Below are 18946 nucleotides of genomic sequence, written 5' to 3'. Positions count from 1 at the left end.
TTTTATTGATAATAAAGGTTATTTAATGACGCTCCGGCATACGTTATAACCACATGCCATACTATTTGGCCCTTCTAAAAAGCAACAGTGTTTGTTATATTTATTGCTCATTGATTACTCACTGTCGCGGCATAAAAACAACAAGATAACCGCAACTCAGGATATAGAAATGCTTGATTACCGCTTCCCGACAGCTTTGCAGATGGTTTTGAGCGTAGCGATGGCGGAGCAATTGGGTAAACGCTCGACCAGTGCCATTTTGGCGTATGGTCTTGAAGCGAATCCCAGTTTCATTCGGAAACTGATGGTTCCGCTCACGCGAGATGGCATCATCGTCTCAACGCTTGGCCGCACTGGCTCCATTCATTTGGGCCGTCCGGCTGCTGAAATCACGCTGCGTGACATCTACACCTCTGTGATAGAGGACAAAAAGCTCTGGGCCTCACGTCCGGACGTTGCTCCACGTTGCCTGGTGAGCGCCAACTTGTGTTGGTACTTCAAATCGATTGCTGAAGAGGCTGAAGAAGCCTCGTTGAAAGTGCTGGAAACCCGCACCGTGGCGGATGCGCTGGCTGAACTGAAGCATAACGACACCAGCAATTGTGAAGAGCTGCCCGATCTCGAACTCGCCGACCTGTGTAAGAAGGGTCGCTAAAACCGCACCAATCCCGTAGGGTCGCCATTCATGGCGACTTTTTTTTCACTGAACTCCAGCCATAAAAAATCCGGGCACACTGGCCCGGATTGTTCATCTCACACTTAACGTTTACGCCGTCTGCACTTCCGCTTGTGGCTGCTTGCGCGTCACCAGCTTACGCAGCGTCACGTAGAACACTGGCGTCAGGAACAGACCAAACAGCGTGACGCCCAGCATCCCTGAGAACACCGTAATTCCGGTCACGCCGCGCACTTCCGCTCCCGCGCCTTCGCCCAGAATCAGCGGAATAGTACCGGCAATAAAGGCGATTGAAGTCATGACAATGGGGCGCAAACGCAGACGACAGGCTTCCAGCGCCGCATCGACAATGCTCTTGCCCTGCATCTCCAATTCGCGCGCAAATTCGACGATAAGAATCGCGTTCTTACATGCCAGCCCCATCAATACCACCAGGCCAACCTGCACAAACACGTTGTTATCGCCGCCGGTCAGCCACACGCCGACCAGCGCTGAGAGCATGGTCACCGGCACGATCAGAATTACCGCGAGCGGCAGCGTCCAGCTTTCATACAGCGCCGCCAGCACGAGGAAGGCCAACAGTACCGCCACCGGGAACACAATCAGCGCGGTGTTGCCCTGCGTCGATTGCTGATAGCTCAGATCGGTCCACTCGATATTCATCCCGTTCGGCAGCACTTGCGTGGACATCTCTTCCAGCTTTTGCATCGCCTGCGCTGAAGAGAGTACGCGCGGATCGGCATCACCAATCAGGTCCGCCGCCGGATAGCCGTTGTAGCGGATCACCGGATCGGGGCCGTAAGTGGTGGTGATATTGACCATGCTGCCAATCGGCACCATCTCGCCACGATCGTTACGGGTACGCAGATTACCAATGTCCTGCACGCTATCACGGAAATCACCGTCCGCCTGCGCCATCACGCGCCAGGTACGTCCAAACTTATTGAAGTCGTTAACGTACGACGATCCCAAATAGGTTTGCAGCGTACTGAACAGCTCGGTCAACGACACGCCTTGCGCTTTGGCTTTGTCACGATCCACCTGCACATCCAATTGCGGCACGTTGGCCTGATAGGAGGAAATCGGGAACATCATGCCCGGCGTCTGCAGCACTGCGCCCGTCATGGTATTGATGGCGGTTTGCAGCGCCCCATAACCCAGTCCAGCGCGATCCTGCACGTACAGCGAATAGCCAGAACCTTGTCCCAGACCCAAAATCGGCGGTGGCATAATTGAGAAGCCGAAGCCTTGCTGAATTTTAGCTATCTTGGCGTTGATCTCCGCGTTAATTTCCGCCGCGCTACGCTTACGCTCGTTGAATGGCTTCAGGCCGAAGAACACCGTGCCGGTATTTGGCGTGTTGGTAAACTGCAACGCATTCAGACCGGGGAAAGCGACCGAATAGGCCACGCCTTCGGTATTCATGCCGATTTCGCTCATCTTGCGAATCACTTCATCGGTACGCGCCAGCGAAGAACCTTCCGGCATTTTCACGCCGCCAATCAAATACAACTTATCCTGCGTCGGAATAAAGCCGCCAGGCACGGTATGGAACATAAAGCCCGCACCGGCCAGCAGCAGCACGTAAACGCCAAACACCGCGCCGCGCCGACGCAGCGTTTTGCCCACCAGTGATTCATAGCCATCTGAACTGCGCTGGAAGAAGCGGTTGAACGGACGGAACAGCCAGCCGAGCAGGCGATCAATAATGCGCGTCGGCATATCTTTCGCCGCGTTATGCGGTTTCAGCAGCAGCGCCGCCAGCGCCGGAGAGAGCGTCAGCGAGTTAATCGCCGAGATCACTGTGGAGATGGCGATGGTCACAGCAAACTGCTTGTAGAACTGACCGGTCACGCCCGACAGGAAGGCCATCGGTACGAACACCGCACACAGCACCAGCGCGATGGCGATAATCGGTCCTGATACTTCCCGCATCGCCTGATGCGCCGCCGCGGTGGGTGACAAACCTTGTTCGATATTACGTTCAACGTTCTCTACCACCACGATGGCGTCATCCACCACGATACCGATCGCCAACACCAGGCCAAACAAACTCAAGGTATTGAGCGAGAAGCCCAGCAGGTAGAGGATGCTGAAGGTACCGACCACCGAAACCGGCACGGCCAGCAGGGGAATGATCGAAGCGCGCCAGGTTTGCAGGAACAGAATCACCACCAGCACTACCAGCACAATCGCTTCAAACAATGTCTGCACTACAGCGCGGATCGAATCACGCACGAATACGGTGGGATCGTAAGGCGCGGCCCACTGCACATCGTCCGGGAAGCGGGTGGCCAGCTCGGCCATTTTGTCGCGCACCGCGTTGGACAAGTCGATGGCGTTGGCACCCGGCGCCTGGAAAATACCAATCCCGACCGCATCTTTGTTATTCAGCTGCGAACGCAACGCATAGCTACCGGAACCCATCTCGATACGCGCCACGTCGCGCAGGCGCACCAGCGTGCCGTCGTCGGCGGTTTTCAGAATGATATTGCCAAACTGCTCCTCGCTCTCAAGACGACCTTGGGTGTTGATCGACAGCAGGAAATCACTCTGCTTCTTCAGCGGCTCCGCACCAAGCTGACCGGCAGAGACCTGCACGTTCTGCTCCTGCATCGCGCTAACCACGTCGGAAGCGGTTAAGCCTCGCGCCGCCACTTTGTTGGGATCGAGCCATACGCGCATCGCGTATTCACCGGCACCGAAGATCTGAATCTGACCAACGCCCGGCAGGCGCGCCAGCTCATCCTTCACTTTCAGGGTGGCGTAGTTACGCAGATAGAGCGAATCGTACTTGCCGTGCGGCGAGAACATGTGCACTACCAGCGTCAGCGTCGGCGACATCTTCTGCGTGGTGAGGCCAAGTTGGCGCACCTCTTCCGGCAGACGCGCTTCGGCCTGCGCTACGCGGTTCTGCACTTGCACCTGCGCCTGATCCGGATCGGTGCCTGGACGGAAGGTCACGGTCGTGACCAGCACGCCATCGGAACCGGCCACCGACTTCATGTACATCATGTTTTCCACCCCGTTGATGGCCTCTTCCAGCGGCGTCGCCACGGAATCTGCAATCACTTTGGGGTTAGCGCCTGGGTACTCGGCGCGCACCTGCACGCTGGGTGGCACCACGTTGGGATATTCACTGATCGGCAGCAGCGGAATGGCGATCAGTCCGGTGGTAAAGATCAAGATCGACAGCACCGCGGCGAAGATCGGTCGGTCGATAAAAAAGCGGGAGAAATCCATAAAAGGCAGTCTCGAAGGTTATTGAGCGGAGCGCATCGCCACCGGTTGGGCGGTCACCGGCATGCCAGGCATAAAGACTTTCTGCAAGCCGTTAACGATCACCTTGTCGCCGGGCTTGAGGCCCTGCTGCACAATGCGCAGACCATTAGCTAAATCACCGGCCTGAATATCGCGACGCTGGGCTTTGCCCTGCGCATCGACCACATAAACGTACTTACGATCCTGATCGGTCAGCACGGCTTTATCGTCAATCAACAGCGCGGTGAAATCAGCGCTGCCCGGCAAGCGCACGCGCGCAAACAGGCCCGGCGTGAACTGACGCTGCTGGTTGTCCAGCGAGGCGCGCATGCGGATGGTACCGGTGCTGGCGGTGAGCTGGTTATCGAGGAAATCCACGGTACCGCGATGCGGATAACCCTCTTCACCGGTCAGCGCCACCTCAACCGGCAGCGATCCGCGATTTTCGCCTTTACGCGCCATCGCCTGATAGTGCAGATAGGTGGCTTCATCGACATCAAAGTAGACATACATGCGATCCTGCGACACCAGCGTGGTCAGCACGCTGGCGCTGTCGCCCGCGGTGACGAGGTTACCGGTGGTGATCATCGCGCGGCTGGCGCGGCCCTCAATCGGTGCGGTTACGCGGGTGAAATCAAGGTTCAACTGCGCCATATCGACTGCGGCTTGTGCCGACAGCACGTTGGCCTGCGCCTGATTCGCCGCAGAACGACGCTGTTCCCACTCTTCGCGTGACACCACATTGGTGCCGATCAGCTTATCGGTACGTGCCGATTCACTGCGTGCCAGCGCCGCCTGGCTACGCGCATTTGCCAGCTCGGCCTGCGCCTGCTCCAGCGTAGCGCGATAGGTGCGATCGTCGATGGTAAACAGGACCTGGCCTTTCTTCACTTCATCGCCTTCGCGATAATTAACCTGATCGATATAGCCGGAAACGCGCGGACGCAGCTGTACGCTCTGCACCGCTTCGAAACGGCCGTTGAAGCTATCCCATTGGCTGACTTTTTGCTCAACCACCTGCGCGACACTCACTTCGGGCGGCGGCGGCGGGGCGTTTTGCGCCACTCCGCGATCGCAACCGGCCAGCAGGCTTCCCAGCAACATCACTCCTGACAGGCTTACTGCCCGACGAACCCCATTTGTTTGCAGATGCATTGTTGTTATTCCGCGTTGGTGAAAAAGAAAGGAGACGTACGAAAAATCTGCAACTTTAAAGATTGCATTAAAACGCGACGAGTGTAGGCTTGTGCAAACTGCATCTGCAAGAATATCTGATACACTTTATGTGCGGTTTTGATCATTGAGTTGCAAAGCGATCAAAGCCCCTACGCGCAGTGCGGCATTTAATGCAATAATAAAACTTGCATTAAATGCCATCATCAGTCACCCTTAAAGTGTAATTGCAACTGATACTGATACTGTTCGCAAAGGCGACGGGAGAGAATGGGATGATGAGCGACGCATTTATTCACGATCTGATCGACTGGATTGATAACAACATTGAAGCACGTCTGGATCTGGACACCGTAGCGGGGCGCGCGGGCTATTCGAAGTGGCACCTGCAGCGTATGTTCAAAGAGCACACCGGCTATCCGCTGGGTGAATACATCCGTAACAAAAAACTGAAAAAATCGGCAGATAGGCTAACCACCAGCAATGAGCCGATTCTCAACGTGGCAATCTCACTCGGTTTCGACTCGCAGCAGTCGTTTAACCGCAGCTTCAAGCGCCAATATGGCGTAGCGCCGGGAGCATGGCGCCGTCACGCTGCGCCATCCGCCAGCGCGATGCAGTAATACCCCCGCCAGGGCCAGCGATGCTGGCCCGCGTTTTTCTCCGTTTTAAATCTGCTATTATCTGCGTCCTGTCATTCAGGATGTCACCATGTCAAAGAAACTCTGGATTGCCTTAATTCTGATCCTGGCCGCGCTGTGGCTTGGGCTAAAACCGCATTTGTCCGACAAATGGGCGAACAGTCACCCCGACATTTCTCAGCTCACCGATGCCAACACCGTGGCGCGTTGGGTGCAGCAGCACCATCGATTACCCGATCTTTACCTCACCAAAAACGAGGCGCGTCGTCAGGGATGGAACCCGGGGAAGGGCGATTTGTGTGAGGTGCTGCCGGGCCGCGCTATTGGTGGCGATCGCTTTAGCAACCGTGAAAAAAGGTTGCCGATGCAGGCGGGCAGGCAATGGTATGAAGCCGATGTGAATTACGATTGCGGCCACCGCGATGCCGATCGTCTGCTTTACTCATCGGATGGGCTGATCTTCCTCACCACCGATCACTATCGCAGCTTCAAACCGGTGCCTTAAGCATGTTGACGCTCCATTTTGATTTTCAAACCTTGCCGGATCGCCAGGCGTTTTACCGCGCGCTGGTGCAGCAAAGTGCGGCTACAGATGATTTTGGCAACAACCTTGATGCGCTGTGGGATTGGCTGACCGGCGGCATGGCGCTGCCTGCAATGTTCGTTTTGCAACATGCGGAAGATGCCAGCGCAAGTGCAGAGTTCGCGCCCGTACTGGCATTGTTGGAAGAGGCGCAGCAGCAATTGGACGGCGAGCTGCGCCTGGTACGAAAAGGGTAAATCAGGCGTGCAGCGGCAGCAGCAAAATCGCTAACATCTGACGCGCATTGGCCGGCAGATCGCCGCCGCCGGTGTAGCCATTGTTCTCGACGATCACCGAGTTTAACCCCACCAGCCAGTCATAGATGTAGTACGCCGTATGATTGGCGGGAGCGGCCGAAAGACGCGTTAAACGCTGCCCCGGCGAGAAACTGACGCTTGGCGCAGGCGGACGAGCAAAAATCGTCTGACCACGATTGACGCGGCTTTCCGGACGTTCACTTTCCGGACGCTGTAAAAAGCCTAGCCACGCCACAAAGTCACCCAGTACCGTCATCGCGCGGGACACCTGTCGATCGGTGCGCGCTTCATGTGCGCTGGCTTGCGCATCCGGTTCGTTAAGCGTGCTTTGCAGCTTGCTCAGTACCTTGAGGCGGAAGCTGGCGGTGATCAGCTCTTCCACCAGCAGCTCCAGCGTTGGCTTATCGACATTCAGCAGCGCCAGCAGGCTGCGGCTCTCCGGCAGCTGACGCAAATGCTCCAGCCACAGCGCAAACACCTGCTGCGGGAATTGCTGATCGCGCTGGCCACCGGAACTGCGTGGCTCAGCCGCCGTCACCGGTTCGTCTTTAAACAGATCAAACTCGAAACCGATGCCGAAATAGCTCTGCTCGGCGGCGGCGGTTTTGGCGCTGTGTTGGCTATGATTGCTGCTACTTTGGCTCAGCCACAGTTGACGCACCGCTTCACGCGAAGGCTGCAAACGCTCCAGCAGTTCGCCGTGCAAACCGGTGCGATGTTGCAAACATTTCAGCAACGTATCGGAGATCGCCTGTTTGCGCGCCGCCTGTTCTGGCGTCGCGCTGGATTCCGTCCACGGCTGCAGGCGTTCCACCAGTTTTTGCTGCAGCGCGCTGAGCTGGATCGCGAGGCGATCGCGTCGTGCTTCCGGCTGCATTTCATCCTGCAGCCAGCTGCCCATGCGATCGACCCCGGCGCGATCGAGTGCCAGCATCGATCCCCAGCTTTGCCCCGGCTGGCCAATTTGCCGTTGTACCGCTTCGTCAACGTTAATCTGCTGCTGCTGATAACGCGCGTCATGCGGGGTAATCGCCCAAATCAGGCGCGGCTTCTCACCGCTGGCGGCTACGGTTTGATGCATGTGCCATTCACGCAGCGCGCTGGCAGCAACATCGGTGTCCTGACGCTGGCTGGCGGCGGTGCAGATCAGCATCAGGTCAATGCCTTGACGCGCGGCGTACAAACCGGGCAGCAGCGCACGTTTGTGCTCCAGCAGGGTGGCGCGCAGGGGATCGCGTTGGCGTAACTGCGCCAGTTCGTCCTGCTGTGTGCGATCGGCAGGCGTGCCCGGCGCAGGCAGCTCCAGCATATCGGCGTCATCATACAATGCCTGGCGCGGCGTCGAGCTGAGCGGCAGGGCGATTTCCAGCGTCAGCAGCGCCAGTAAGCCAAGCGGCACATGCTGCGCTTTACCTACGCGATTGGCGACGATCGGGCAAACTTCGATCATCTCCTGCCAGTCGGCGTCGTTGCCGATCAGTTTTTCTGCAGGCAGCGCGGCCTCGTCTACCAGCAGGCTGAGCGGCGCTAACACGCGCGGCGCGTGACGCAGCTGATGGCGCAAATGCATCAGGCTGCGCAGGCTTTCATTCAGCGCGTTTTGGCCCGGCCACAGCAGCGCAAACAGCTGCACGCGATCGTCAACGCTCAGCCACGGCGCCAGCGCAATCGCCTGCGGCCAGAAGTGACGATCCAATACTTCTGCATGACGATGGTGGCGACGGCTCCACCCCCACAGTGTGATCAACGCATCGCTGTCCAGGCCGGGCTGTACGTCGTCCTGACGATGACGCTGCAAACGCTGCAGTGCGGCGTCAATCTGCGGCGTATCGGGTTGCTCCTCGGTTTTGGCGCAGGCCAGCATCAAACGAATCAGCTCCACTTCGCTCAGCAGCGTCATCTCCAGCGGCCAGGCGTTGGATTGGGTTTCACGTTGGTGGCTGAAGCGGGTAGCGATGGCAAAATCGACGTTGCCGGGATTAATGTTCTGGAAATAGTTGAGGGTCTTGTCGCCAAGACGCGCAATCAGTTGTCCTTGCGCGTCCCCAACCATTTCACTCAGCAGCCAGGCTTTGCCCGCCTGCGATTGGCCAAACAGCGCCAGCGTCACCGGGCGCGCCAGCTGACGCGCCAGCGCATGACTTTCGACGCGTGCGCGACGCAGCTGCAGCGTCAGCGTTTCGGCTTCCATTGCCAGCCGCGGCGCGTGTGCCTGATGGGTTTCCACCCAGTTCAGCGCGCCATCCAGCGTTTCCTGCAGCAGGCTCAGACGTTTCGCTGGCGTAACCGGCGAGGCTTTTTTGGCAGTTCTCATCGTTTGCAGACGCTCCCGCTGTCGATCCAGAATCAATCCAGTAATTTTCTGTATAAAAATTTCTTTAGAATCAAAGGGATTGAATCGACAGTTCAAAATAATTCGAAAATCGTTCAAAACGCTCAGTGAGCGAATTGGTTTATTCCTTAACAGCGCTTTGAACGGTCATCATAAAAGCTCGGATCTATGAACAAAATCTTATCAGGTGATTTTAACCTTTCGTGTTGCATCCAATCACCTGAAAAGAGGAAAGTTAATGAGTTTTCAAACATGGTTGCTTCTATTGTTCACTTGTACCGGGGCATGTATTGTTCCTGGTCCTAACGCACTTTTGATTATCAGTCATGTTACTCGTTATGGCTTGAAAAAAACGCGCTGGACGATTGCAGGCGGTCTTCTCGGTTTCACTGTGCTCATCCTGATCAGTGTCCTGGGATTGGGTTCGTTACTTGAATCAATGCCAACGCTGTTTAATGCTGTCAAAGTCGTTGGTTCAATTTATCTTGCTGTGATCGGTTTGCAGCTGATCAACTCTCCACCCAGCCAAATCAATCAGAAAACAGGCTTCATTGCCGGTGATAATTTTAGCCTGTTTAAACAAGGCTTTATCTCCGCTGTCACAAATATTAATGCGTTGATGTTTTTTATCTCGCTCATTCCGAGTTTTATGACCAAAAATCACAGCTTGCTTTTGCAAGCGATCATCATTGTGTTAACGCTGACATTCACAGAGTTTTGTTTTGAATATGCATTGGCAAAGTTTTTCGTCAGGTGGGATGTAAAATCAATCAAGATGGGCAAGCTGTTTAATCAGATTTGCGGCTGTCTCTTTATCCTCTTTGCTATCCTTCTTCAGCTCAAGTAATACCGAGAGATAAAAAGAAAACCCGCCAGAGGGCGGGTTAGAAGCGTATAGAAGGTTTAGAATCCCCAAATCATGCGATAAAGCGCATCTTTAATTTCATTACCATGATGACTAACATCACCGACAACTTCTGTTAAAAACCTCTCTGGAACTGTACCAATCGCATAAATAACAGCACGATATGTTTCATTATTAATTCTGATCTCAGGGCAAAGATCGTTGCTTACTTTTTCAGAAAAAGATTCATGATGCACAAGCGGAACCATAACCCTTCTTCCCGGCAAATCAATAATATCGCTTTGCACTTCGATCAAAAGAGGATAAGGATTTGAATTTTTATGTGAGAAAACATCAAACTGCATTCTTATTGACCTCTGTACATTTCGTTCAAAGAACCATGCTCCTCAATGAAAGCAGCGACTTCGGCCATACCAGCTCGATTTTCCTCTTTCCAGCGTTCAGCCTTGATACGTTTGGCTTCTTTAGTGAAAACTTCATCAGCCAGACCTGAACAGTTAACGCCAGCCTGAATCAGAAAATCATACTGGTCTTTATCAACAGTGATAGTTACACGACCTTTCATGATTACCTCCTAACGTGTGCATTGAAAGTGCATACTACCAGTAATCACAAATTCGCGACACTCAAAATTTGCTTTCAAGAAGCAAAAAACCCGCCTATGGCGGGTTTGTGTGGGAACTGGATTAGACCTCAACGAAGGCATTATCTCTTGTATCAGTGTATCTGTCAGTCATCGCTGAGTTCTTGTGACCTAACAGCCGCTGAGAAAACTCACCATCATTTTCTTCCTTGTAGAGCCTCGCTGACAGAGAGCGGATTTCATGGAAAGAGGGCGCTGTTCCTTCCCATTTGAGCTTAGTCGCCGCTCGGGATTTGAGGAAAGCGCGAGACAGCTTATCGCGGCCACCTGAAACAGGGATTACATGATCGCTTTCATCTTTGAACTTCTTAAGTTCATCTAAAACCTGCTTTATGTTTTTGTTGATCGCCTTGAGGCCGTGTGAGGTATCGATAGCCACTCGCGATCCGGTTTTCTGTTGAATGATGTAAATCTTACCCTGACGAATGTCCTCCCATTTCATAGCCTGTATATCACCGATTCGCTGACCAGTGAGAAGCGCCAGCTCAAAGCAGGGACGCGCCCAGGGATATAAATCAGGGGTGTGCTCACAGATCAGATTGAAATCACTAAGGGACAGACGAGATCGGGACACAGTAACTTTCTCCGTTTTTATGTTATCAATAGGATTTCGCTCAATCACACCATGAGCGATAGCAGTAGAAAAAACATCCTTGAGAAAGTTTCTGATCCTGTTGTGCATCGTTGCCTTTCCATCGTCTCGCCACGGCGCAAGGAAATCAGCAAGAGCTTTCGTGTCGATGTCATCCATCGTGAAAAGACCAATACTCTCTTTGATGGTTCTTAAAAACCGTTCATAGCTCTCCATCGTTTTCGCAGCCAGATTGCGGCGTTTAAGCTCTTTCTCATAGGTCTCAAGCCAGTCGTTTAAGGTGAATTTCTTCACCTCATTGATTCTGTCGAGCAGGTTCAATGGCTGACCCAGGTCCTGATAAAGCTCAAGGTTTGCTTCAATTGCCTGGTTCAGGGCATAGCGTTTATCACGCCCTAAACCGTACTCTTTGCCACTTCTCGGATCTTTGTAGCTGTAATAACCGTTGTTCCGAACATACAGATTCGGTGGTAAGTCACGATTGACAAATGAACGACGACGAGCCATAACAAATTCTCTCTGTAAAACTTAACTTAAAACGGAATCTCACAGTCATTTAACTCAACGAGACGACCTGGTTTCGGCTCGATCTCACACAATCCCTTTTTGTTTAAAGCCAGTCTCCGAGAAATCACAATCACTTTCAGAATGTGTTGAATGACCCTCGGACCGTCATTAAAAGCATCCCGCTTATACTGAGTGATGATTTTCACCTGAGCGTTCCGAATTGCTTGTTCGCTTAACCAATAACAACGACGATCTGCTAAGCGTTGAGAGAGAACATCAATCTCAGCATTCATCACCAAAGCCTGACCATGAATGATTTCAACTGCATCGTTTTGTTCTGGTTCTGAGACTTCTTCCAGTTCATCAGCCTCAACTAACATCGCTGAAACCTCTCGATCTTCTTCAACCGCCTCAGCCTGGTCTGACTCAATGGCTTCATCGAGACTCATAAAGTATTCTTTCAGCCATGCTTCATATTTGTCCCATGCTTTATGCATCGCATCGGAACCGTCTTTGTGACTAGAAAGAAAAGCATTTGGCGCGCCAGACTGATTCATTACTAACGCTGTCTTGCCGCCACTTCTCGGAGAAATTGTGATGTGAGCCGATGCGTTTACACGACATTCTTTCATTTCTTCGAAAAATTTTGCTTTGTTCATTTCTATTCGCTCCTGAGTAAGTATCTACAATGTAGAGTATACACAAAGTATCAACGAATGACAGTGCATTTTGAGCGAATTTCGAAGAATTTTTTTTTCAGAATTTTGGGCAAAAAAAATGCCCCAAAGGGGCATTAATAGGAGAGGTTAGGGATAGAAGGTTTCGTTTATGAAGGTTTCAAATTCCCAGGGACAAAGCTGAGGAAAAGTGATTTCATCTAAACCGGTTTCTTTTACGGCCATAAGAATCGCGTCTTCATAAGCGTTCGAAATGACCTCAGGAAGTTTGCTTTTAAGGCTAGGGTTATCCTTAAGACTTCTCAAATTGTAATTCAGATTGATTCTGAGAGACGACAGGATAAGCCTGAGATCTCGCTAGATTGAAACCTCAAGTCGTCGTCTCTATAATGTATAAACAATAAGAGGAGGATTCAAGATGTTAACGCTACAGATCAAGAGATGGGGCAATTCAGCCGCCATCAGAATTCCGAATTCAGTTCTTCAACAACTGGCGTGGACAGACGGCGAAACCTTACAGGCTCAGGTGATCGATAGACAGCTTATCATCAGCAAACCGAGTTCATCTGTTGAGGTCGATAACGCGTTGTATCAAACAATCGATGAAGCCGGTATCGACGTTTCCGAGTTAGTAAACAAAATTCTCTCAGGCGCTGCAAAAACAATCACAAGCAAAGCCAGTGAAGAAACAAATACTTCGTTCACCTTAGATGAACTCATGAAAGCTTATCCAGCCGGAGAGGTCGAGCTTTCGGAAGAGGATCGAGCCTGGTTGAACATGAAACCTGTTGGAAAAGAAATTCTCTGATACTGCCTCAACCCGCGAAATCGCGGGTTTTTGCCTTTCAATTCGCACACCTTAAAACGCCTGAATCTGTCTCTCAGATAACATCGCCTCGTTGATTTCATTCAACAATCACATATGAAAATCATAGAGGGTATAAAATTGAATCAAGCTCATAAAGTCGCACTCGTTACAGGTGCTACAGGCGGTATCGGTGAGGCTATCGCAGAACGTCTGGCTAAAGATGGTTTCGCTGTAGCTGTTCATTACTCTGGCAACAGCCAGAAAGCCTCAGCCCTGGTTGAGAAAATCGTTTCTCATGGCGGTCATGCTACCAGTGTTCAGGCTGACATCAGTGATTCTGCATCGGTTAAAAACATGTTTGATGAAGTGATGCAGATCAAAGGGAGCATTGACGCGGTGATCAACAGCGCGGGGATCATGCCAATGGCAAAAATCGAACCTGATAATATTGAGACGTTTCAGAAAATTGTGAACACAAATCTCATCGGTTCTTACCTCGTACTGTCTCATGCAGCTCAACTGGTCTCTAACGGCGGTCGAATCATCGCTTTTTCATCAAGCGTTGTGGCTAAAAATTTCCCTGGTTACGGTGGTTACATCGCCTCAAAACTAGGGGTAGAAGGTCTTGTTCGCGTACTGGCGAATGAACTCAAGGGGAGGAACATTCGTGTGAATTCTGTCGCACCAGGCCCTACAGGTACGGACCTTTTTTATAAAGGGAAAACTGACGAACAAATTGAATGGTTTAAGGGACAATCACCTTTGGGCCGTATTGGTACGCCGGAGGACATCGCTGAAGCGGTAGCGGTTTTAGTTGGTCCTGGAGGCGAATGGATCAATGGTCAAATCCTTCGTGTTAATGGCGGTTTTGCTTAATATCCTTTTCAAGCCCTGCATCAGCAGGGCTTAACGTAGCTTTCCTTTTTTATCATTATAATTCATACACTAATCTTTTTTTTGGAACTGATTTGTTAATTATTTAACTAATTATTATGTCTAAAAAAAGAGGTTAACATGAAATATGTTGAAAGATACAGCAGAGAGGCTCCTTATATTTTAATTGCTGGGTATGATGATAATGATTTAAATGCTATAGAAAGTTCACTCAAAAAAATAAAAAGCAAACCGATAGGAAATACTCTCTTAAAAAAAATAGAAGAACTATCAGATAATGGAAGGTTCGTAAAAATAGCATGTCTATATCATATAGGTCACACGGCACGACCGATGCTTACTGAATCTCAATTAAATTATTTCAAAAGTTTAAAACTTAGCAATAATCCGTATGACAAAGATCATAACTCTCTAGCCTCTTATATTTCACGCAAGCCTCCATCAAAATCACGTCGAGAAGGGACATCAGCATACATTGAATTTGATCCTACTCAATCTGTAGATGTTGATAACGGGGAGCCAAAACGCAGTCATAGACGTGACTTAGTATTTGTTTCACTGGTTCATGAATTAATTCATTCTCTCAGATTTTTAAAAGGTAACTCACTCGTAGGACATAATGGAGATAGTCAAGATCCTTCATCACCAGCTATGGAAGAAGAATATCGAGCTGTTGGATTAGGTCGCTACGCTGACAGACCTATTACGGAAAATACGATTCGTGCAGAACACGGTTTACAGCTCAGAAAATCATACTTAATTCCTCGTCGGTTACAAAATGTTTTTTAAATAAAAATTGAGATTACTATGACTCCTGAAAAACTTTTTCAAAAACTGCAACCTCTATTCAGACAACTTCGCGTTCCAGATATGCAAATGAATCCTCATGGTTACTATTCTCTTACGTTAGAAACAGGGGAGGTTTATCTTGAGAAAACTGAACTAAACACACTAATCATGATTGCTTTTCTTCCCATGCCTGAAAATCCGGGCGAGGAAATGCTCTTGGAATTATTACAAGCAAATCTAACTCCAGATCAAGAATCAATCATTACAATTGCAGCTGACAAAGAAGAAAATAAGCTCGTATTATGGGGGGGGTTGAAAGAAGAAGAGATTTATCTTGAAAAAATGATGATGATGCTTGAGAAAATAAATATTACTCTTGCTGTCATTTCAAGATGGTTTAATAAGTTACTTGAAGAGGACGACAATAAAAAAGGGGAGTTAGAAAAAACGAAATTTCAAAGCAATCAAACAGAACAATTTTTAAATCAAAGAAAATAAACAATATTAAAAGTAAAAAGTGAAAAGATGATGAATTTCATACAGCGAAGCAAGACTGTTCCAGAAATAATGATTGAATCATATGAAACAGGGGGATATGATAAGGCTGAAAGTGCTTTAGCTAAAATAAATTCAAAACCAAACGGAAGAAGTATCATTCAGGAGGTCGTCAGAAACACACAAAATGGGAAGTCACTTAAAATCATAGTCAGTTCACTTGAGCACGCGAAGGCAAGACCTGTGCTGACTGAATCACAAATGAAGGCTTATAAAGCCAATCAAATGACTTTTGATGAGAATATCAAAACTGCTTATATATTAGCAAGTGCTATTGATTTTGGTATTAAGGGGGAAGGGACAAGCGCTCATATTACCTGGAACCCTAATGAGGGATTAATCATCAATAAAAACGGAATGAGAGAGAAAGGAGAAAATGCTGAGTATTCGTTTGCTGATCTGGTTCATGAACTTGTTCATGGTTATAGAATTATGAAAGGGTCATTTACAGGAGAGTTTAACGGAAAACCGAAAAACCCAGGCACACCAACCTGGAATGAAGAGGTGCGAGCGGTAGGAATGGCAGCATACAGTAACGAAAACAAGTCTGAAAATGGCGTCAGAAAAGAACATGGTTTGAATGTAAGAAAGCAATATTAGTGAGTTTTGAAGTTAATATGGAAAAACATTGGATGACTTATGTTAACATCAAGAAGCAGTTTTGCAGCTAATATCGTAATTGATGCTAGCTCAGCGGAAGATATTAAAGAAGTTGATTTTAAATTAAAACAGATAGCAAGCAAAAGTGTTGGTCATGGGCTGCTGAAGGATATTGCGGCAATGAGTTCACAAGAAAAATTTGTTGTGATTACCGTAAACAGAAATAAACCGACTTCTGTTCATCATACTTTATCAGGTCCAAAATATTTTAAACTAGTGACTGGCAAAGATCCTAGAGTGAAAAATAAACTTAATGTTGGTGTTTTCAGTAAACCCAGCCCCGATGGAACTCATGGCGAAGGTTCAAGTGCAAACATTTCTTTCAATCCTGATGTTTCGATTTATGTAGATGAACATGGTAATCCTTATGCAGCTAAAACAGGAGAGGAATCATTTATAGGCTTGGCACATGAATTGATTCATACTTTGTATATGATGAATGGCATGTGGTTAGGGGGGCAACGTGTAGATACTTATTTAACAGAAGATAAGGGGGTAAGGGAAGAGGAAGATCGTGCTGTTGGATTAGGGGAATATCAAAATGAAAAATATACAGAAAATAAAATCCGGCAGGAACACAATCTTCCTTTGCGTAGTTCTTATGTTTCAATCATGAGTTCACAGGAAGCTGAAAAACTAGGAATTGTTATTAAGTAACTATCAATCGGAGAATATTATGCTTCAAGCATTGCCATCGGCTGTAGTGACAAACATTATTGTTAATTATACAAATGGGAACCAATTCAACAGTTGTGAAAGAGCTTTGTCTCTAATAAGAAGCAGACCAATCGGTAATGATTTATTAAACGAAATACAAAGTCTCGGGGCTGAGGGTAAACAGATTCGAATTATTATAGATAACGCTGGAGTAAATAATTCAAAATCCGTTTTAAGTCCTAAGCAGGCTATCGATTGGAATGCATCTCCAGATGAGAACGATCTTGTTAATAACCATATTGCTGAAGAGCTTTCAAGTAAAATGACTTATCCAGTTGGCGGTTCTCGAGAAGCTGGAACAAATGTTCAAATAACATGGAATAATCGAATATCAGGAAATGTTAGAAACGGAATCCCAACAAATGATTATCAACGTGTTAATAATTACATCCCGCTTTCTCATTTGCTTATTCATGCCCTACATATAATGAAAAGTGATGTTCTAACTGATAGTCATGAGGAACAAGCTCGGACAGGTGTTAAGCGCGCTGCTGAAGAGAGGCGGACGATTGGGATAGGCGAGTTTCAATTTGAAAAATACAGCGAAAATAATATTCGACGAGAACATGAGCTAGAGCCGAGAATTAAATAGTAATGAATTTAAGGATTGATATGAGAAATATCGTTAATTCTTTACACTTAAAAAATCTAAGTATTGAGTATAATCATTATAGCGATCTCATTGACCTTGACTTTAGTCTTAGGAAATTAAAAAGCAAACCGAACGGGAAAGCACTCCTTGAAGAAATAGAACGTCTAAATGAAAATGGAAGAAAAGTCCATCTTGTCATAGACCAAACACTTAAAAATAATTCACATGCTACTCTTTCAGCTCAAGAAATTCTTGAGTATGACGCTTTAGATGATGATGATTTGTATATGCTTACAATTGCTTATTATCATTCCATTCTTAATTTTAATGGCGAAAAAGGGAAGGGTTCAAATGCAGTTATTCAATGGAATCCCTTTCTATCAAGTGAACTTGACAGAGCAGGGAAGCCAAATCCTTCTTTAAATTCCTCAAACAATTTCATTAACCTCGGACATCATCTCATTCATGCATTTCATATGATGGAAGGATCTGTTCTTATAGATCCTATTCTTGAAAATCTGGATAATGAACCATCGACTTTAGAGGAGAAACGGGTGATAGGGATGAATGAATTTCGCAACGAACGATTTTCTGAAAACAGTCTACGTAATGAACATGGCCTCACTTTCCGAATGGAAATATAATGTGGTGACAAAATGACAATTACACTAACAACGAGCCACATAGCAAAAAATATCGTTGTTGAATATGAAAATAAAGAGCAATGGCATGTAGTTGAATCAGCCCTCCAAAAAATAAATTCTGGTCCGATAGGTCATGAATTGTTAGTAGAGTTAAGGGATATATCTGTAAGAGGGAAAAACATAAAAATCACTCCTAACGAAATTGATACTTTTATCGCCCCCCGTTTGACGATGTCTCAAATAAAAAGATTCAATGTGCCATATGATGAATTTGATTCTTATCATAGTGAGATTGCAGAAAGTCTTGCTCGAAGAGATGGTTTAGTTTCAAAGGGACCAGGAACATCGGCCACGGTTTACTGGAATCCTGCTTTATCAGCAGGGATTAAAGATGATGGTCATCCTTTCCCAATCTTAGATCCTTCAATATCGTATGTTTCACTCTCACATGAACTTATTCATGCATATCATATTGTTGATGGTGTTTATCATGGTGGTATTAAGGATAATAACTTTGATCCGGCTTCACAAAATGCTATAGAGGAATTCAAAACTGTAGGGTTAAGAGAATATTCATCTGAACGATTTTCTGAAAACCTCATAAGGCTTGAACATGGTCTTCCTTTTCGTCAGTTTTATTCAATAGATCCACAAGATGATTTTTGATCTTTAATATTTCCCATAAACGATTTTTCGAGGGGATTAAAATGAAAAGTGTAAGTGAAATCGCGCCATTCATTGCGCTTGTCTCAGAGTCTGAGGCTCATGAAAGTGAAACAGAAAAAGCATTATCGTTAATTTCATCTAAACCTGTTGGAAATTCCTTACTTAAAGCTATAAACGAAAGTTCTACCAGTGATAAGTTCATCACGATCATTTCATCTTCTAAAGCAAATTCATCAGCATTAGGCCATCTGACTGACAGTCAGTTGACAAAATATAAAGTTCCATCTTCAACTAATCCTTTACGATGGGCGACAGATAAAGCAGCAGAGATTTCAACTCATGAAAGATTAGGTGGTGCTGGCGAGGGAGTATCAGTAAATATCTATTGGAACAAAGACCAGGCAATCAAAATCA

The 18946-nt window shown here is 47.9% G+C and carries 23 protein-coding genes; 15 read left to right on the top strand and 8 right to left on the bottom strand.

Translation table 11 applies throughout. The features are described 5' to 3' along the window. The first annotated feature begins 169 nt into the window (after positions 1-169). A complete protein-coding gene (locus tag CRO19_RS00110) occupies positions 170-655 on the top strand; it encodes an RrF2 family transcriptional regulator (protein WP_008110154.1) in 486 nt (161 codons plus the stop codon). Between the two features lie 111 nt (positions 656-766). Here CRO19_RS00110 and oqxB read toward each other — a convergent pair whose 3' ends face one another. After that, entirely contained in the window at positions 767-3919 is a 3153-nt protein-coding gene (gene oqxB, locus CRO19_RS00105) for a multidrug efflux RND transporter permease subunit OqxB (RefSeq protein ID WP_097094038.1), read from the bottom strand. An 18-nt stretch (positions 3920-3937) separates the two neighbouring features. Beyond that, entirely contained in the window at positions 3938-5092 is a 1155-nt protein-coding gene (locus CRO19_RS00100; protein WP_097094037.1) for an efflux RND transporter periplasmic adaptor subunit, read from the bottom strand. A 293-nt stretch (positions 5093-5385) separates the two neighbouring features. Between CRO19_RS00100 and CRO19_RS00095 the strand changes: the two genes are divergently transcribed. The 3 genes from CRO19_RS00095 (at position 5386) to CRO19_RS00085 (ending at position 6531) form a co-directional block, all read left to right on the top strand. Next, positions 5386-5733 carry a helix-turn-helix domain-containing protein gene (locus CRO19_RS00095; protein WP_097094036.1) on the top strand — a complete coding sequence of 116 codons (348 nt, stop codon included), beginning with the start codon at positions 5386-5388 and terminating at the stop codon, positions 5731-5733. A gap of 88 nt (positions 5734-5821) precedes the next feature. Then, complete coding sequence (locus tag CRO19_RS00090) at positions 5822-6256, top strand: ribonuclease domain-containing protein (RefSeq protein WP_097094035.1); 435 nt, start codon at positions 5822-5824, stop codon at positions 6254-6256. A 2-nt stretch (positions 6257-6258) separates the two neighbouring features. Next, positions 6259-6531: a barstar family protein gene (locus CRO19_RS00085; protein WP_097094034.1), complete on the top strand. Its 273-nt coding sequence runs from the start codon at positions 6259-6261 to the stop codon at positions 6529-6531. Position 6532: 1 nt separating this feature from the next. Here the strand turns inward: CRO19_RS00085 and CRO19_RS00080 are convergent, their stop codons facing one another. After that, positions 6533-8905: a virulence factor SrfC family protein gene (locus tag CRO19_RS00080; protein WP_097097545.1), complete on the bottom strand. Its 2373-nt coding sequence runs from the start codon at positions 8903-8905 to the stop codon at positions 6533-6535. Positions 8906-9161: 256 nt separating this feature from the next. On the opposite strand from CRO19_RS00080, the gene CRO19_RS00075 reads away from it, so the two are divergent. Continuing rightward, complete coding sequence (locus CRO19_RS00075) at positions 9162-9770, top strand: LysE family translocator (RefSeq protein ID WP_097094033.1); 609 nt, start codon at positions 9162-9164, stop codon at positions 9768-9770. A 56-nt stretch (positions 9771-9826) separates the two neighbouring features. Here CRO19_RS00075 and CRO19_RS00070 read toward each other — a convergent pair whose 3' ends face one another. From CRO19_RS00070 to CRO19_RS26425, 5 genes are all read right to left on the bottom strand, one after another. Next, entirely contained in the window at positions 9827-10132 is a 306-nt protein-coding gene (locus tag CRO19_RS00070) for a CcdB family protein (RefSeq protein ID WP_097094032.1), read from the bottom strand. A gap of 2 nt (positions 10133-10134) precedes the next feature. After that, positions 10135-10353, bottom strand: coding sequence for a type II toxin-antitoxin system CcdA family antitoxin (locus tag CRO19_RS00065; RefSeq protein ID WP_097094031.1), 219 nt, complete (start codon positions 10351-10353; stop codon positions 10135-10137). A gap of 121 nt (positions 10354-10474) precedes the next feature. Further along, the gene (locus tag CRO19_RS00060) at positions 10475-11530 is read right to left on the bottom strand and encodes a site-specific integrase (protein ID WP_097094030.1); all 1056 of its coding nucleotides are present in this window, start codon (positions 11528-11530) and stop codon (positions 10475-10477) included. Between the two features lie 26 nt (positions 11531-11556). Then, positions 11557-12189, bottom strand: a complete 633-nt coding sequence (locus CRO19_RS00055; RefSeq protein ID WP_097094029.1) for a hypothetical protein — start codon at positions 12187-12189, stop codon at positions 11557-11559. Between the two features lie 147 nt (positions 12190-12336). Continuing rightward, a complete protein-coding gene (locus CRO19_RS26425) occupies positions 12337-12513 on the bottom strand; it encodes a DUF29 family protein (RefSeq protein ID WP_199226941.1) in 177 nt (58 codons plus the stop codon). Positions 12514-12625: 112 nt separating this feature from the next. On the opposite strand from CRO19_RS26425, the gene CRO19_RS00045 reads away from it, so the two are divergent. From CRO19_RS00045 to CRO19_RS25805, 10 genes are all read left to right on the top strand, one after another. Further along, positions 12626-13015 (top strand): AbrB/MazE/SpoVT family DNA-binding domain-containing protein, encoded by a 390-nt coding sequence (locus CRO19_RS00045; RefSeq protein WP_097094027.1) that lies wholly within the window; start codon positions 12626-12628, stop codon positions 13013-13015. A gap of 114 nt (positions 13016-13129) precedes the next feature. Continuing rightward, positions 13130-13891, top strand: coding sequence for an SDR family oxidoreductase (locus tag CRO19_RS00040; RefSeq protein ID WP_199226942.1), 762 nt, complete (start codon positions 13130-13132; stop codon positions 13889-13891). Between the two features lie 138 nt (positions 13892-14029). Beyond that, positions 14030-14698, top strand: coding sequence for a M91 family zinc metallopeptidase (locus CRO19_RS00035; protein ID WP_097094026.1), 669 nt, complete (start codon positions 14030-14032; stop codon positions 14696-14698). A gap of 18 nt (positions 14699-14716) precedes the next feature. Next, positions 14717-15196 carry a CesT family type III secretion system chaperone gene (locus CRO19_RS00030; RefSeq protein ID WP_097094025.1) on the top strand — a complete coding sequence of 160 codons (480 nt, stop codon included), beginning with the start codon at positions 14717-14719 and terminating at the stop codon, positions 15194-15196. Between the two features lie 27 nt (positions 15197-15223). Further along, positions 15224-15853, top strand: a complete 630-nt coding sequence (gene xopG / locus CRO19_RS00025) for a XopG/HopH/AvrPtoH family type III secretion system effector (RefSeq protein ID WP_097094024.1) — start codon at positions 15224-15226, stop codon at positions 15851-15853. Between the two features lie 39 nt (positions 15854-15892). Next, positions 15893-16570, top strand: coding sequence for a M91 family zinc metallopeptidase (locus tag CRO19_RS00020; protein WP_097094023.1), 678 nt, complete (start codon positions 15893-15895; stop codon positions 16568-16570). A gap of 19 nt (positions 16571-16589) precedes the next feature. After that, a complete protein-coding gene (locus CRO19_RS00015; protein ID WP_097094022.1) occupies positions 16590-17222 on the top strand; it encodes a M91 family zinc metallopeptidase in 633 nt (210 codons plus the stop codon). Positions 17223-17242: 20 nt separating this feature from the next. Then, complete coding sequence (locus CRO19_RS00010; RefSeq protein ID WP_158280081.1) at positions 17243-17866, top strand: M91 family zinc metallopeptidase; 624 nt, start codon at positions 17243-17245, stop codon at positions 17864-17866. A gap of 12 nt (positions 17867-17878) precedes the next feature. Then, positions 17879-18532: a M91 family zinc metallopeptidase gene (locus CRO19_RS00005; protein ID WP_097094020.1), complete on the top strand. Its 654-nt coding sequence runs from the start codon at positions 17879-17881 to the stop codon at positions 18530-18532. 41 nt (positions 18533-18573) lie between these two features. After that, positions 18574-18946 (top strand): M91 family zinc metallopeptidase (locus CRO19_RS25805; RefSeq protein WP_141400218.1); only part of this gene is annotated, 373 nt, incomplete at its 3' end.

The sequence above is a fragment of the Candidatus Pantoea floridensis genome, from assembly GCF_900215435.1.
In the GTDB taxonomy this organism is placed as follows: domain Bacteria; phylum Pseudomonadota; class Gammaproteobacteria; order Enterobacterales; family Enterobacteriaceae; genus Pantoea; species Pantoea floridensis.
Note: the sequence above shows the minus strand (reverse complement) of the source record. Positions and strands in the feature narration are given on the sequence as shown.